Origin of the sequence: Agromyces atrinae (genome assembly GCF_013407835.1) — a bacterium.
Classification (GTDB): Bacteria; Actinomycetota; Actinomycetes; order Actinomycetales; family Microbacteriaceae; genus Agromyces; species Agromyces atrinae.
This window is the reverse complement of record NZ_JACCBI010000001.1, coordinates 2,432,041-2,446,378: the sequence shown is the minus strand read 5'-3', so window position 1 is coordinate 2,446,378 and position 14,338 is coordinate 2,432,041. Positions and strand designations below refer to the sequence as shown.

The window sequence follows — 14,338 nt, the reverse complement described above, 5'->3', positions numbered from 1 at the left end:
AACGCGGGGAGATCATGACCGGAGCACCGCACGCCCGACCGACGCTCGCCGATGTCGCAGCGCACGCGGGCGTGTCCGCCTCCACGGCATCGATCGCCTTCAGCGGCTCCGGCCCCGTCTCCGACGCGACGAAAGAGAAGGTGCGCGCCGCGGCCGAGGAGCTCGGTTACGCCGGGCCCGACCCCCGCGCCCGGTCGCTCCGCCGCGGCCGCTCCGGCATCGTCGGCGTCGTGCTCGAGGAGCGCGTGCGCGCGGCATTCCTCGACCCCGTGAAGATCCAGATGCTCGACGGCCTCAGCGAGGGCATCGCCCCGCTCGGCGCCGGGTTGCTCCTGCTCACCGACGCCGGCTCGGGCGCGGGCACCGCCGTGAGCGTCGACGATGCACCGGTCGACGCCGTCGTGCTCATCGGCTGCAGCCCCCGCTTCGACGAAGCGCTCGACACCTTCCGCCGCCGCGGGATCCCCGTCGTCGCGATCGAGGGCTTCGCGCCCGCCGGCGTCGTCGCCCACATCGGCATCGACAACCGCGACGCATCACGCCGCGGCGCCGAGCACCTCCGAGAGCTCGGCCACGAACACGTCGCCGTCGTGAGCCTGCCCTTCGAGAGCACGCGCGCCCGCGGCATCCTCACCCCCGAGATCGAGGCGCGGGCGAGCGTCGACACGTCGATCGAGCGCCTCGCCGGTGCGCGCGACGTGTTCCCCGACGTCGTCGTGAGCGTCGCGGGCGGCAGCCTCATCGAAGAGGGGCAGGATGCCGCGCGGCTCCTGCTCACGGCCGAGAACCCGCCGACCGCGATCATCGCGCAGAGCGACCTGCTCGCCGCCGGCGTCATCCGTGCCGCCGAAGAGCTCGGCATCGCCGTGCCGGGAGACCTCAGCGTGCTCGGCTTCGACGGGATCCGCGTCGACGGGCTGCCGTACGACCTCACGACGCTCGTGCAGCCCTCGGTCGCGAAGGGTCGAGCCGCCGGTGAAGCCGTCGTCGCGATGCTCGCGGGAGAGCAACCCGCCTCCGTCAGCTTCACGAGCACCCTGCACGTCGGCGCGACGACGGCGCCGCCGCGCACCTCTTGACGCTGCGCTCGCCTGCACCCGCTGACCCTCCCTGCACCCTCCTTGCGTCGCCGCGCTGTTCGTAATTCAGGTACGCACCGGCGTGTCGCGGCACTCGAGTGGGCACGCGACCCGGCGACACGTGTGCCGGCCTGAATTGCGAACAGGGATGCGGGAGTGGGGGATGTGGGCGGCTGAGCTCAGACGCCGGTGCGCATCCAGCGCGTGCCGCGGGCGCGCAGTGAGAGCGTGACCGCGCGGGCGCCGAGGTAGCCGAGCGCGAACGCCGCCATGAGCCACGCGAGGCCCGCCGCGCCGGCAGGCCCGAAGGCGAGCACGAGCCCGACGAGGGGCGCGAACGCCGCGAGGTTCACGAGGCCCGTCCACGCGAGGTAGCGCGCATCGCCCGCACCGATGAGCACGCCGTCGAGCACGAAGACGACTCCGCCGAGCGGCACCGACAGCGCGAGCACGAGGAGCGTCGGCGGCAGGATGTCGGAGACCGAGGCCGAACTCGTGAACAGCGGCCCGATGACCCCCGAGAGCGCCGCGAGCACGAGACCGAGCACCGCACCGCCGCCGGCACCCCACACGAGGCACCGTCGCAGCACGGAGCGCACGCCCGCGACATCCCCCGCCCCGAGCCCTTTGCCGACGAGCGCCTGCGCGGCGATCGCGAGGGCGTCGAGAGCGAAGGCGAGCGTCGAGAAGATCGTCATCGCGATCTGGAACGCGGCGAGTTCGGCCGACCCCGCACTCGTCGCGGCGAACGTCGCGAGCAGCAGCGCCGCACGCAGGCTCAGCGTGCGGAGGAAGAGCCAACCGCCCGACCGTGCGCCGCTCACGACGCCGAGGCCGCGCGGCAGGAGCCCTGCGCCCACGCGACGGGCGTGCCGCGCGGCGACGACGAGGTAGACCGCGACCATGCTCCATTGCGCGATGACCGTGCCGATCGCCGACCCTGCGATGCCCCAGCCGAGCCCGTAGATGAGGAGCGCATTGAGGGCGACGTTGGCCGCGAAGCCCGCGCCCGCGACGATGAGCGGCGTGCGCGTGTCCTGCAGACCGCGGAGCAGGCCCGTCGCGGCGAACACGACGAGCATCGCCGGCAGGCCCAGCATCGAGATCGTCAGATAGACGGATGCCTCGTGCGCGACATCCGCCGCGGGGCCGAACGCACCGATGAGGGCGGGCGCCGCGAACCAGCCGGCGACCGCGAGCACGATGCCGATGCCGGCCGCGAGCCAGAGTCCGTCGATGCCCGCGGCGACTCCGCCGCGCTCGTCGCCCGCACCGAAGCGCCGGGCGACCGCCGGCGTCGTCGCGTAGGCGAGGAAGACCATGAGGCCGATGATCGTCTGCAGGATCGCGGCGGCGAGGCCGAGGCCCGCGAGCGGGGTCTCGCCGAGATGGCCGATCATGGCCGTGTCGGCGAGCAGGAAGAGCGGTTCGGCGATGAGCGCGCCGAGCGCGGGGAAGGCGAGGGCGGCGATCCGTCGATCGGTCGCGCGCCGGGAGTCGTTAGACGTCGACGATCTCCTTGCCGAGAGGGGCGAGCGAGACGGGGATCATCTTGAAGTCGGCGATGCCGAGCGGGATGCCGATGATCGTGATGCAGAGCGCGACGCCCGAGACGACGTGGCCGATCGCGAGCCAGAGACCGGCGACGATGAACCAGATGACGTTGCCGATGAACGAGAAGGCGCCCGATGTGGGCCGCTGCACGACGCGCTTGCCGAACGGCCACAGGGCGTAGCGGGCGATGCGGAAGGACGCGAGGCCGAACGGGATCGTGATGATGAGGATGCAGCAGATGATGCCGGCGAGCGTGTAACCGAGGAACAGCCAGAAGCCCGAGAGCACGAGCCAGATGATGTTCAACAGAGTCTTCATGGTGGGTACATCAAAGCACGGGCCTCTGTCAGAGTCCGCCCGTAAGGTGGAGTGCATGACTGACGCGCTGCCCGCCGGTATCGATCGCTCCGAACTCGACGAGTCCGTCCGCCCTCAGGACGACCTGTTCCGCCACGTCAACGGTCGCTGGATCGAACGCACCGAGATCCCGTCCGACAAGGCGCGCTACGGCTCGTTCTATCTGCTCCATGAAGAGGCGGAGAAGGCGGTGCGCGACATCATCATCGAGTCGCAGGACGCCGAGCCGGGCACCGAGGCCCGCAAGGTCGGCGACCTCTTCGCGAGCTTCATGGACACCGAGCGCGTCGAAGCGCTCGGCGCGACGCCCATCGCGGGTCAGCTCGCCGACGCGGCATCCGTCTCATCGATCTCGACCCTCCTCACGACCCTCGGTCGCCTCGAGCACCAGGGCGTGAGCGGTTTCTACCAGCTCTACGTCGACAACGACCCGGGCGACCCCGAGCGCTACCTCGTCTTCGTCGAGCAGGGCGGCATCGGCCTGCCCGACGAGTCGTACTTCCGCGAAGAGCGCTTCGCCTCGGTGCGCGACGCCTACCGCGCCCACCTCGCGCGCATGCTCGGCCTCGCCGGTCTCGACGACACGGCCGCACGCGCCGACCGTATCTTCGAGCTCGAGACGGCGATCGCCGCCGTGCACTGGTCGAACGTCGACAGCCGCGACAGCGAGAAGACGTACAACCTCTTCTCGTGGTCCGATGCGGCTCTGCTCGTGAGCGGCGGGGCGACGGATGCCGTCGGCGGCGCCTCTGCAGCCGACCTGGCTTTCTGGCGCGACGCGATGGGCGTGCCGAGCGGCGCGTTCAACGAGATCGTGCTGCGTCAGCCGAGCTTCAGCGAAGGCCTCGGCGCTCTCCTCACCGACGAGCACCTCGACGCGTGGAAGGACTGGCTCGCGTGGCAGATCGTCCGCTCGTCGGCCGCCTACCTCTCTGACGACTTCGTCCAGGCCAACTTCGACTTCTACGGCCGCACGCTCACGGGTACGCCCGAGCTGCGCGAACGGTGGAAGCGCGGAGTCTCGCTCGTCGAGGGCGCACTCGGCGAGGCCGTCGGCCACATCTACGTCGAGCGGCACTTCCCGCCCGCGGCGAAGACCGCGATGGACGAGCTCGTCGCGAACCTCGTCGAGGCCTACCGTCAGTCGATCTCGACCCTCGACTGGATGAGCCCCGAGACGCGCGACCGTGCGCTCGACAAGCTCGAGAAGTTCACCCCGAAGATCGGTTTCCCCGCGAAGTGGCGCGACTACTCGGCTCTCGAGATCGACGCCGACGACCTCGTCGGCAACGTCCGCGAGACGGCCGAGTTCGAGTTCAACCGCGAGCTCGGCAAGATCGGACAGCCGCTCGATCGCGACGAGTGGTTCATGACCCCGCAGACGATCAACGCGTACTACAACCCCGGCTTCAACGAGATCGTGTTCCCCGCGGCGATCCTGCAGTTCCCGTTCTTCGACGAGGGCCGCGACGCCGCCGCGAACTACGGCGCGATCGGTGCCGTCATCGGCCACGAGATCGGTCACGGCTTCGACGATCAGGGCTCGAAGTACGACGGCGACGGACGCCTCACCGACTGGTGGACGGAAGCCGACCGCGCAGCCTTCGAGGAGCGCACCGCATCGCTCATCGAGCAGTACGACGCCCTCGCGCCCGCGCAGGTGCCCGAGCACCACGTCAACGGTGCCCTCACGATCGGTGAGAACATCGGCGACCTCGGTGGTCTCGCGATCGCCTGGAAGGCCTACCTGATCTCGCTCGGCGGCGCCGAACCCGAGGTCATCGACGGTCTCACCGGAGCGCAGCGCTTCTTCCTCAGCTGGGCGCAAGCCTGGCAGTTGAAGGCGCGCGATGAAGAGGTCATCCGTCTGCTCGCGATCGACCCGCACTCGCCCAACGAGTTCCGGTGCAACCAGATCGTGCGCAACATCGACGAGTTCTACACGACCTTCGACGTGACCGAGGGCGACGCCCTCTGGCTCGCTCCGGCCGACCGCGTCTCCATCTGGTAGCCGTGGGCCAGGCCGAGCTGCCCACCCGTCGGGTTCGACACGCTCTCGAACGCCGTGGCCGTCGGCGAGCCGCCGAGCCCGCGGCGACGTTCGATCGAACCTTCACCGCGCTCGGCGAGCTCGCGCTCTCGGGCGTGCAGGTCTCGGCGCGCGCCGTCGACCTCGCGAGCGGTGCCGAGCTCTTCTCGATCGACGACCACGTCGTCATGCCGACGGCGTCGATCGGCAAGGTGCTGCTGCTCATCGAGGTCGCCGCGCGACTCGAGGCCCCCGGTGCCGAGGGCATCGAGATGCTCGACCGCACGAGTGCCGACGTCGTCGCCGATTCCGGTCTCTGGCAGTACCTCCTCGTGCCGTCGCTGCCGACACCCGACCTCGCGGCCCTCGTCGGAGCGACGAGCGACAACCTCGCGACGAACGTGCTCGTGCGCCGCATAGGGCTCGAGGCCGTACGCGCTCGCACCGAATCGCTCGGTCTCTCGCGGTCGGCGCTGCTCGACATCGTGCGCGATCACCGCGGCCCCGACGACGCTCCGCAGCTCTCGATCGGTTCGGCGAAGGAGCTCACGTGGCTGTTCACCTCGCTCGTGCGCGGCGAGGTCGTGAGCCCCGCGGTCTCGAACCGCGTCGTCGGCTGGCTCTCGCTCGGCAGTGACCTCTCGATGGTCGCGTCGGCGTTCGGCCTCGACCCGCTCGCGCACCGCGAACCCGCCCACGGCGTGCTCGTCGTCAACAAGACCGGAACCGACGCCGGCGTGCGTGCCGAGGTCGGCGTGCTGCGCGGCCCGCGCGGCGGCGTCGCCTACGCCGTCGCGACGTCGTTCGCCGACACGCAGCTCTCGGCCCGCCTCGCGGTGCTCGACGGCATGCGCCGCGTCGGCCTCGACCTGCTGGAGTACGTGCACTAGCGGCATCCGTTCGCCCCGACGCCGGGGGTGCCCCGATCGTGGGGGCGTCGCGAAGCGGTGCGCGCCGGTAGATTCGGCGGATGACCTCACGCCGACGACTCGCCGCCCCACTCGTGGCCGTCGTCGTGGTCGGACTGCTCGCGGGATGCTCACCGTTCGACGTCGCTGCACGCCTCGGTGACGCGGTGCGCCCGAGCGCGCCGGCCTCCGATTCGGCGGAGGGGCTGAACGACGAGATCGAACGGATTCCGGGCGTCGGGCGAGCGTCGGCACGCGTGAACGACGATGGCGTGCTCGAACTGACGGTCGCCCTCGAGGTCGGTTCCGCACCGGCATCCCTCGTCAGCGACATCGTCGACGACGTCGAAGAGCTCGTCGATGCGAGCCCGCTCGCTGAGCTGCCGCAGATCCGCACGATGCGCGCCCTCTCCGACTGGGGCGGACACGTCGCGGCCTGGGGTGTCGACGCGTGGGCCGCCGAGTCGCACGCGGACGAGCTCGACTCGTGGGTCGACCTCATCGCCTCGGGCCAGTACATCTCAAGCCGTATCGACTTCGTGGACGGTCAGCTCGCCGCGTCGATCGACAACTATGCGTCGCGCGACGGGCTCACGATCACGGCCGCGCGCGAGTTCCTCGAGAGCGGATTCCCGGCCATCGCTGCCGACGAGATGGACGTCGATGTCGAGTCGATCGTCTACACGGCCGACTCGGCGTCGTACAACACGTTCGTCGCGCTGCGTGAGTCGTTGCTCGATGAAGGACTTCTCGACGCGGTGGGCATCGACGTCTACGACGATCTGTCGTTCGGAGTGTTCGTCGTGCCGCTCACGACCGCCGCCGGCGCACCGGGCACGCTGACCGCGGCCGACGTCGAACGGCTTCGCGGCGTCATCGCAGCGTCGGACGCGGTGCGCGACGGCCACGAGTTCATCGACATCGTGGTCATCGGCGAGGTCGCGGAGGCGCAGGCGCTCTGAGGGGCGTCATCCGGGCGCGCCGTTGCCCTCCCCGTCGCCCGGTTTGTAGGCGATTCGGCGCTGTATAGGCCCGCAGGGGCCGCGTGGGCCTACCAACCGGCAGAAGCCCTACATACCGTCGCCGCGCACGTCGGTACGCGTGAGCACACCGAGCCCCGTGAGCACCGCCTCGTGCGTCGCCCGGGCGCCCAGGATGCGGAAGTGACCGGCGACGGGCACCTCGATGTTCGTCGCGCCGTCGAGGGTGCTGCCGTCGGGCACGTGCGGGTCGAAGGTGCCGAACACCGACACGATGCGACCGTTGACGGCCGTCGACGAGCCGAGCATGACGATCGTCTCGTCGGTCGGCAGCAGCGCGCGTACGCGCCGATCGGTGAACAGCCGCGCGAGACGTGCCCCGCCGAACGGCGTGCAGACGGCGACGAGCCCGACGACGCCGCGCGTGCCGTCGACGAGCACCTGCTTGCCGATGAGGCCGCCCTTCGAGTGGGCGACGATGATCCGGCCGGCGGCAGCGGGTCGCACCCGGTCGAGTGCGCGCGAGATCGCCTCGCCGCTCTCGCGCACGCCGCCGAGGTTCAGCCCCAGCCCATGGATGACGGTCACGCGGTACCCCGCAGCGTTGAGCGCATCGCCGAGGGGCACGAGGAACCGCCAGTTCTCGTAGATGCCGGGAACGAGCACGAGGGTGGGGCGCCCCGAGTCGCCGTGGGCCCAGCGCGCGGGCGGGCGGCGGTGAGCGAGGCCCGCGAGCTGCCGCCACACGGCGTACACGTAGTCGAGCGCCCACCACGCGAGCTTCACGCCGCGAACTCCGCGATGAGTCGCGCGACCTGTTCGCCGGCCGTGATCATCGTCTCGTGCCCGCGGCCGCGTACCTCCACGAGTCGCGCGTGCGGGATGAGGCGCACGACCTCGTCGGCCCAGTCGCGCGGAACGAGGCGGTCCTTCTCGCCACGGATCACGAGGGTCTCGTCGACGATGCGCGGCATGGTCTCTTCGACGTGATGCGCGAGCATCGTGCGGAGCTTCTTGATGTACCAGCGCGGCCCGGCCTTCAGGTAGTAGAAGGCTCCGATGGCGAAGACCCTCGGCTGCGACAGCGACGCGTCCTGCAGCATGCGCAGCGCCTGCTTCGCCGCGGTGCGCTCGTGCGGGTTGACGGTGGGCGCGATGAGCACGAGGCGCTCGACGAGGTGGGGATGACGCGCCGCGGCCTCGACCGCGACCTGCGAACCCATCGAGTGGCCGACGAGCACGACGTTCTCGAGCTTCTCCTCCGAGATCATGTGCGCGACGAAGTCGCCCGAGGCGGCCATGTCGAGGGGTTCGGGCGGCTCGGGGGCGTCGCCGAAGCCCGGCAGGTCGAGCGCGTAGACGCGGCCCGTCTCGGCGAGGCGGTCGGCGAGTTCCGACCAGTAGCGCTGGCCCATGCCGAGGCCGTGCAGCAGCACGAACGAGGGCCCGTCGACGTCGCCCGTCTCGGTGATGATCATCGTGCGGTCGCCGGAGCTGAAGCTGCGTGTCGTGCTCATCGGGCGAGCCCCAGCCGTGGCGCGAGCGTCTCGAGCCCGAACGCGAGGCCGCGTTCGATGACGCTCACCCCGTGGTCGGTACCGGGAAGCACGCGGATCTCGGTGCGCATGCCGGCGTCGCGCGCCGCCGCCGCGAGGATCTTCGTGTCGGGGATGTAGCCCGGGTCGTCGGCGCCGACCGCGAAGACCGCCCACGAGTCGGGGTAGTCGCCCGCGGCGAGGATGTTCGGCGTCTTGACGGCGTCGTACGCGGCCTGGTCGCCGCCGAAGACCGAGTCGAGCACTTCGCCGCGGAAGCTCTCGCCCGCGAACTCCTCGGGTGCGATCGCGATGATGTTGCCGAACGTCTCGGGGTACACGGCCCCGAGGTAGGCCGCGCACTGCCCGCCGTTCGAGTAGCCGCCGACGATCCACCGGGTTCGGTCGGAGGAGACGCCGAGATTCGAGCGGGCCCAGTCGACGACATCCGCCGAGAGGTAGGTCTCGGCGTTGCCGCGCACGGTGTCGAGACACAGAGGGTCGGCGGTCGGTGCGCCGAGCTGGTCGACGACGAGCACGATGGGCGCGAGGCCGTCGTGGCGGGCGGCGAAGTCGTCGAGCGTGCTCGCGAGCACTCGGGCGGACGGTTCGCCGGGCTGTCCCATCATGAAGACGAGGAGCGGCAGCTCGGGCGGCGACGCGACGAGCGCGGCGGGCGGGTAGTAGACCTGCGCCGGGCGGGCATCGAAACCGGAGGCCGCGTTGCCGATCGGCGGGTCGACGACGCCCCACTCGCCCGTCGCCGGCATGTCGGCGGGCGCTTCCCAGCTCTGCCACAGCGGGTCGGGCAGCGCGGTCGCGGGCTGCGTGCTCGGCGCGAGCGGGGTCGTGTCGATGTAGAGGATGTCGCCGATCGTACGCTGGATGCCGTAGGCGCCGACGATCACGAGCCCGGCCGTCAGCGCGAACACCGGAATCGCGATGATCGCCACGACACGGCGCCAGCGCCGGGCGCGCGGCAGCGACACGATCGCGAGGGCGATGCCGGCGCTCGCCGCGGGAACCATGATGCCCGTCGCGAGATTCACCGGCCCGCCGAACGCATCGGCGACGTCGACGACGAACCACAGGGCGAGGAGCCCGAGGCCCGCCCCCGCGACGACGGCGATGAGCGCGGTGACCGCCCACCGCAGGGTCGCCTCGCGCGCGAGGAGAAGGATGACGAGGGCGATCGCCACGACGCAGAGCCCGACGAGCACGGGGCCGGCCGCGACCTCGAGGTCGAGCAGCGCGTTCATTTGGTCAACGTCTTGACGAGCGCGATCGCTTCCTTCGGCGAGACCTCGGGCAGGTACGCGCGGCCGACGGCGATGCCGATGGCGGGCAGCGCGAGCGCGTCGGGGTAGGCCATCGAGATCGTCTCGTACGTCGGGTTGAACTTCGCCTTGAAGCGGAAGAGCGACGAGAAGCCGTACGCCGGCTCGAGGGTCTTCGCGAGGAACTCGGAGAGCCGCGTCATGACGGTCGGCTCGGGAGCCGCCTCGCCGGGCGGGAGGGGCTTCGTCGCGAGGGGTGCCCCCGAGAGCGAGAGCACCTCGGCGCCCGTCTCCTTCATGTGCAGCGCCGCCGAGGCGATCAGGAACTCCATGACGCCGTTCATGCTGTCATCCGTTCGGCGCATGAAGTCGATCGTCCACCCGACGACCTTGCCGTCGCGGTAGCTCGGCAGCCAGCTCGTCACCGCTTGGATGCGTCCGTCGGGGCCGAGGGCGAGCATGAGGGCGACATCCGGGTCCTTCAGCTCCTCCATGCCGCCGAGGGTGAAGCCCATCTCGGGCAGCTCCTTCTCGGCGACCCACTCCTCCGAGATCGCGTTGATCGCGGCGATCGTCGGTCGGGGCAGGTCGTCCCAGCGGGTCCAGACCGTCGTGAGGCCCTCCTTGATGCCGCGGTTGAGCGCCTGCCGCACCTTCTGCCACGGCTTGCCGGTGAGTTCGAGATCGACGGTCGGCACGAGGGTCTCCTCGCCGACCGACATGTGCTGCCAGCCCATCGCCTCGAAGATCGGCAGGTACTGCGGGTGCACGCTGTAGAAGACGGGCACCCAGCTGTTCTTGTCGCAGAACGCGGCGAACTCGTGGATGGTCTGCTCGGCGCGGTCGTCGGTGCAGAGCGGGTCGCTCATCGTGAGGGCGATGCCGTTGATGACGCGGTACGCGACGGCGGCCTCGCCATCGGCGCTGAACCAGTAGACGTTCCCGGGCCAGGTCGCCATGAAGCCGAGCGTTCCGCCGCCGCCGCGCTTCAGGATGGCGCGGATGCGGGCATACTCGGGTGCGCGCACACGCGACTCGGTCGCACGCATGAGCAGCACGGCGCTCACGATGAAGATCACCCAAAAGATCGGGCCGACGGCCTGATACGCGATCTCCGCGATGTCGTGGGTCGTCACGATGATCGGGTCGGTCGCCCCGAGGAAGTGCGGGGGGATGAATCGCTTGAACGTATCGAGCAGCAGATCGAGCGGGTTGGCGGGCGGCGCGTAGTCACCGAGAGTCGCGAGGCCGAAGACGTAGTACGACGTCGCGAGCACGAGGAACGACGTCACGGTCACGGCGACGAAGCGCACGTACGCGGGCCGCGGCGAGGTGAGGGTGAAGTGCCGGCGCGACACGATGAGGATGATGATGACGAGGAGCGGAAGCACGGCGGCCGCGAGGATCCAGACGAGCAGCTCGCCGAGGTCGAAGAGGCTCCAGTCCGAGAGGTCGTCGTCGCCGTCGAGCGTGTCGGTCACGTCGAGCGCGGTGCGGGCGAAGAGGATGACGGCGGCGTTGACTCCGATCGCGAGCCACATCGCGAAGCGACGTCCGCGCGCGAGGCCCCACGCGGCGAGCAGCAGCAGGACGAGCGGGAGGAACGACAGCAGGAGCATGCCGAAGCCCTGACCGCTCAGCAGGGTGAGCTGCCGCAGGCACTCCTCGGAGGTTGTGGTCGTCGGCCCGCCGCACTTCGCGAGCACCGTCGCGGGGTCGACCGCCTCGTCGGCGAAGAGGTACGAGATGTAGGCGAACGGCGTCAGCTCGCTGCCGTTGATGAGGGCGACGAGCGGGCCGATGCCGGTGACGGCGACGATCGTCGCGACGAGGGTGCGCGTCTCGCCGTGCGACGAGCGACGCATCGACAGCGCCGACGGGTCACGCGCGAGCAGCGCGCCGAGCGGGTAGCCGAGGAGGATCGCGATGAGGCGGTAGGCGTTCGACGAGTCGCCGTCGTAGAGCACGAACACGAGGATCGCCGCGAGCGTCACGACGCGGAACCGGCGACGCCACAGCGACCCCATGAACGCCGTCGCCGTGATGAGCGCGCCGAGGATCGCCGTGAGGGGGTCGAGCGTGAGGTCGGCTGCCGTCTCGGTCGACCACCACTCGCCCGCGAGCGAGCCGACCCACTGCAGGGCGACTCCGATCGCGACGCCGAGAGCGCCCGTCACGACGAACGCGACGATCACCCGAGCCGTGCCCATGCGCCGTTCGGCGATACCGAGCAGGGCGAGGGCGGCGAGGACGCCGGCGACGAGCTGGAACGGATCCCACGGGATGACGAGGGCCGTCAGCACGCTCCACCAGTGACCGGCGTCGATCGTCGTGTGCACGCCCGCCGCCCAGGCATCCTGGGTCGCCGTCGATGCCGGGCCGGTGATCGTGCCGGTCGCGATCGCCGCGGCCACGAGCGCGATCGCGACGGTCAGGCTGAAGGGGATGCGGGAGAGGAACGACCGGGCCACCTCGCCCGTCGAACGCAAGCGCCCGGTCACACCCCCGGAGGAATCCGTCGTCTCGGTCGCTTGGCTCACGCGCCCACCATACCGAGGGGGCTGAGCCGCCCACCAGAGAGGCTCTCCGCGACATCGGTAGGATTGGCGAGCACCCCGCATCCCCCCGTTAAGGAGCCCCATGGCAGAGAAGTCGCGTCTCGACGCGGTCATCACGCTTGCCCAGCACCGAGGATTCGTCTTCCCGTCCGGTGACATCTACGGCGGAACGCGGTCGGCCTGGGACTACGGGCCCCTCGGCGTGGAGCTCAAGGAGAACATCAAGCGCCAGTGGTGGAACACCTTCGTGCGCGGTCGCGCCGACATGGTCGGACTCGACTCCGCCGTCATCCTGCCGACCGCCGTGTGGAAGGCCTCGGGCCACGTCAAGGTCTTCAGCGACCCCCTGACCGAGTCGCTCGTGACCCACAAGCGCTATCGCGCCGACCACCTCTTCGAGGCGTACGAGGCCAAGCACGGCCACCCGCCCGAGAACGGTCTCGCCGACATCCCCGACCCCGACCACCCCGACAAGGTCGGCCAGTGGACCGAGATCCGCCAGATGTCGGGTCTTCTGAAGACCTACCTCGGCGTCGTCGACAACGAGGAGGGGCTGCACTACCTGCGCCCCGAGACCGCGCAGGGCATCTTCACCGACTTCCCCGCCGTCGTCCAGGCCGCGCGCAAGAAGCCGCCGTTCGGCATCGGTCAGATCGGCAAGGCGTTCCGCAACGAGATCACGCCGGGAAACTTCATCTTCCGCACGCGTGAGTTCGAGCAGATGGAGATCGAGTTCTTCGTCGAGCCCGGCTCCGACGACGAGTGGCAGCAGACCTGGATGGACCTCTGCTGGGCGTGGTTCATCGACCTCGGCATGACACCCGAGAACATCCGCTGGTTCGAGCACCCGAAGGAGAAGCTCGCCCACTACTCGAAGCGCACCGTCGACATCGAGTACAAGTTCGAGTTCGCGGGCAACGAGTGGGGCGAGCTCATGGGTGTCGCCAACCGCACCGACTACGACCTCAGCGTGCACGCCGAGGCCTCGGGCAAGGACATGTCGTACTTCGACCAGGCGAAGAACGAACGCTACATCCCCTACGTGATCGAGCCGTCGTTCGGCCTCACGCGTGCGCTCATGGCGTTCCTCGTCGACGCGTACCACGAGGAAGAGGTGCCGAACGCGAAGGGCGGCGTCGACAAGCGCACCGTGCTGCGTCTCGACCCGCGCCTCGCGCCCGTCAAGGTCGCCGTGCTGCCGCTCTCGCGGAACGAGGCCCTCTCGCCGCTCGCGCGTTCGGTCGGCGACGAGCTGCGCGCCTCGTGGAACGTCGACTTCGACGACTCGGGCGCCATCGGTCGTCGTTACCGCCGACAGGACGAGATCGGCACGCCGTTCTGCGTCACCGTCGACTTCGACTCGCTCGAGGACAACGCCGTGACCGTGCGCGACCGCGACACGATGAAGCAGGAGCGTGTGCCGCTCGAGACGCTGCACGCGTACCTCGCGGAGCGCCTGCGCGGCGCCTGACCCCTCCACCCGAGTGCCCCTCGCGCGCGGGAGTGCCGTTCGATCGGTACTCCGGCGCGCGAGGGGCACTCGCGCGTTCGGTCAGAGATCGGTGGGTACGCCCGCGTCGACGAGATCGTCGTTCCGCTCGGCACGGATGACGCTCGTCACGGTACGCCCGGAGCGACGAGCGAACTCGGTCTTCAGCTGGACGAAGCGCTGGTGTGACACGACGTGTGCATGGCTTCCGGTGTGCTGAACGGTCATGACTCCATTCTCTACGCCGTGTAGAGCAAGGGCAAGTGCTGAATCATGCCGACCCTCCGGTGATCGTGTACCGCCGCTCGATTCCCTGCGTCAGCCGCCCCCAGTCGCTCGACGCGACCCTCGCCTGGTGGGCCGCGAACGCCTCGTCGGTGTCGAAGTGCTCGTCGACGAGCCACACAAGCGGATCGATCGATTCGCGCACATCGAACGAGAGACACCCTCGCTCGGCGCGTGTGAGAGCGATGTGCTCGGGCACGTGCTGGCGGATGACGCTCGCCTCGCGCTCATTCGCGCAGACGACGAATCCGCTCAGACGCACTCCACTCATGCCTCGACGTTAGCCG

General features: G+C 70.0%; 13 protein-coding genes. 5 read left to right on the top strand and 8 right to left on the bottom strand.

All coding sequences use genetic code 11. The annotated features are described in order from the left end of the window. The first annotated feature begins 14 nt into the window (after positions 1–14). Positions 15–1,079 carry a LacI family DNA-binding transcriptional regulator gene (locus tag BJ972_RS11360; protein ID WP_129172340.1) on the top strand — a complete coding sequence of 355 codons (1,065 nt, stop codon included), beginning with the start codon at positions 15–17 and terminating at the stop codon, positions 1,077–1,079. 179 nt (positions 1,080–1,258) lie between these two features. Here BJ972_RS11360 and BJ972_RS11355 read toward each other — a convergent pair whose 3' ends face one another. Continuing rightward, the gene (locus tag BJ972_RS11355; RefSeq protein ID WP_129172341.1) at positions 1,259–2,551 is read right to left on the bottom strand and encodes an MATE family efflux transporter; all 1,293 of its coding nucleotides are present in this window, start codon (positions 2,549–2,551) and stop codon (positions 1,259–1,261) included. 28 nt (positions 2,552–2,579) lie between these two features. Further along, positions 2,580–2,951 (bottom strand): YccF domain-containing protein, encoded by a 372-nt coding sequence (locus BJ972_RS11350; RefSeq protein ID WP_129172342.1) that lies wholly within the window; start codon positions 2,949–2,951, stop codon positions 2,580–2,582. Between the two features lie 55 nt (positions 2,952–3,006). Here BJ972_RS11350 and BJ972_RS11345 point away from each other — a divergent pair, with 55 nt between their 5' ends. The 3 genes from BJ972_RS11345 (at position 3,007) to BJ972_RS11335 (ending at position 6,889) form a co-directional block, all read left to right on the top strand. After that, the gene (locus tag BJ972_RS11345; RefSeq protein ID WP_129172343.1) at positions 3,007–5,001 is read left to right on the top strand and encodes a M13 family metallopeptidase; all 1,995 of its coding nucleotides are present in this window, start codon (positions 3,007–3,009) and stop codon (positions 4,999–5,001) included. Then, positions 4,995–5,909, top strand: a complete 915-nt coding sequence (locus BJ972_RS11340) for a serine hydrolase (RefSeq protein ID WP_218851329.1) — start codon at positions 4,995–4,997, stop codon at positions 5,907–5,909. Before BJ972_RS11345 ends, BJ972_RS11340 begins: the two co-directional genes overlap by 7 nt. Positions 5,910–5,989: 80 nt before the next feature. Then, positions 5,990–6,889 carry a hypothetical protein gene (locus BJ972_RS11335; RefSeq protein WP_129172345.1) on the top strand — a complete coding sequence of 300 codons (900 nt, stop codon included), beginning with the start codon at positions 5,990–5,992 and terminating at the stop codon, positions 6,887–6,889. A gap of 108 nt (positions 6,890–6,997) precedes the next feature. Here BJ972_RS11335 and BJ972_RS11330 read toward each other — a convergent pair whose 3' ends face one another. The 4 genes from BJ972_RS11330 to BJ972_RS17705 are packed head-to-tail and all read right to left on the bottom strand — an operon-like array spanning position 6,998 to position 12,259. Then, a complete protein-coding gene (locus BJ972_RS11330) occupies positions 6,998–7,693 on the bottom strand; it encodes an esterase/lipase family protein (protein ID WP_129172346.1) in 696 nt (231 codons plus the stop codon). Continuing rightward, complete coding sequence (locus BJ972_RS11325; RefSeq protein WP_129172347.1) at positions 7,690–8,424, bottom strand: alpha/beta fold hydrolase; 735 nt, start codon at positions 8,422–8,424, stop codon at positions 7,690–7,692. Before BJ972_RS11325 ends, BJ972_RS11330 begins: the two co-directional genes overlap by 4 nt. After that, on the bottom strand, positions 8,421–9,701 hold the full coding sequence (locus BJ972_RS11320) for an alpha/beta hydrolase (RefSeq protein WP_129172348.1): 1,281 nt from the start codon (positions 9,699–9,701) through the stop codon (positions 8,421–8,423). Before BJ972_RS11320 ends, BJ972_RS11325 begins: the two co-directional genes overlap by 4 nt. Next, entirely contained in the window at positions 9,698–12,259 is a 2,562-nt protein-coding gene (locus tag BJ972_RS17705; RefSeq protein WP_164989855.1) for a bifunctional lysylphosphatidylglycerol flippase/synthetase MprF, read from the bottom strand. The genes BJ972_RS11320 and BJ972_RS17705 overlap by 4 nt, the downstream gene beginning before the upstream one ends. A 100-nt stretch (positions 12,260–12,359) precedes the next feature. Between BJ972_RS17705 and BJ972_RS11310 the strand changes: the two genes are divergently transcribed. Further along, positions 12,360–13,748, top strand: coding sequence for a glycine--tRNA ligase (locus BJ972_RS11310; protein WP_129172350.1), 1,389 nt, complete (start codon positions 12,360–12,362; stop codon positions 13,746–13,748). Between the two features lie 81 nt (positions 13,749–13,829). On the opposite strand, the gene BJ972_RS11305 is transcribed toward BJ972_RS11310, so the two are convergent. After that, a complete protein-coding gene (locus BJ972_RS11305) occupies positions 13,830–13,994 on the bottom strand; it encodes a hypothetical protein (RefSeq protein WP_164989856.1) in 165 nt (54 codons plus the stop codon). A 43-nt stretch (positions 13,995–14,037) separates the two neighbouring features. Next, a complete protein-coding gene (locus tag BJ972_RS11300; protein ID WP_129172351.1) occupies positions 14,038–14,322 on the bottom strand; it encodes a putative quinol monooxygenase in 285 nt (94 codons plus the stop codon). Between the last annotated feature and the right edge of the window lie 16 nt (positions 14,323–14,338).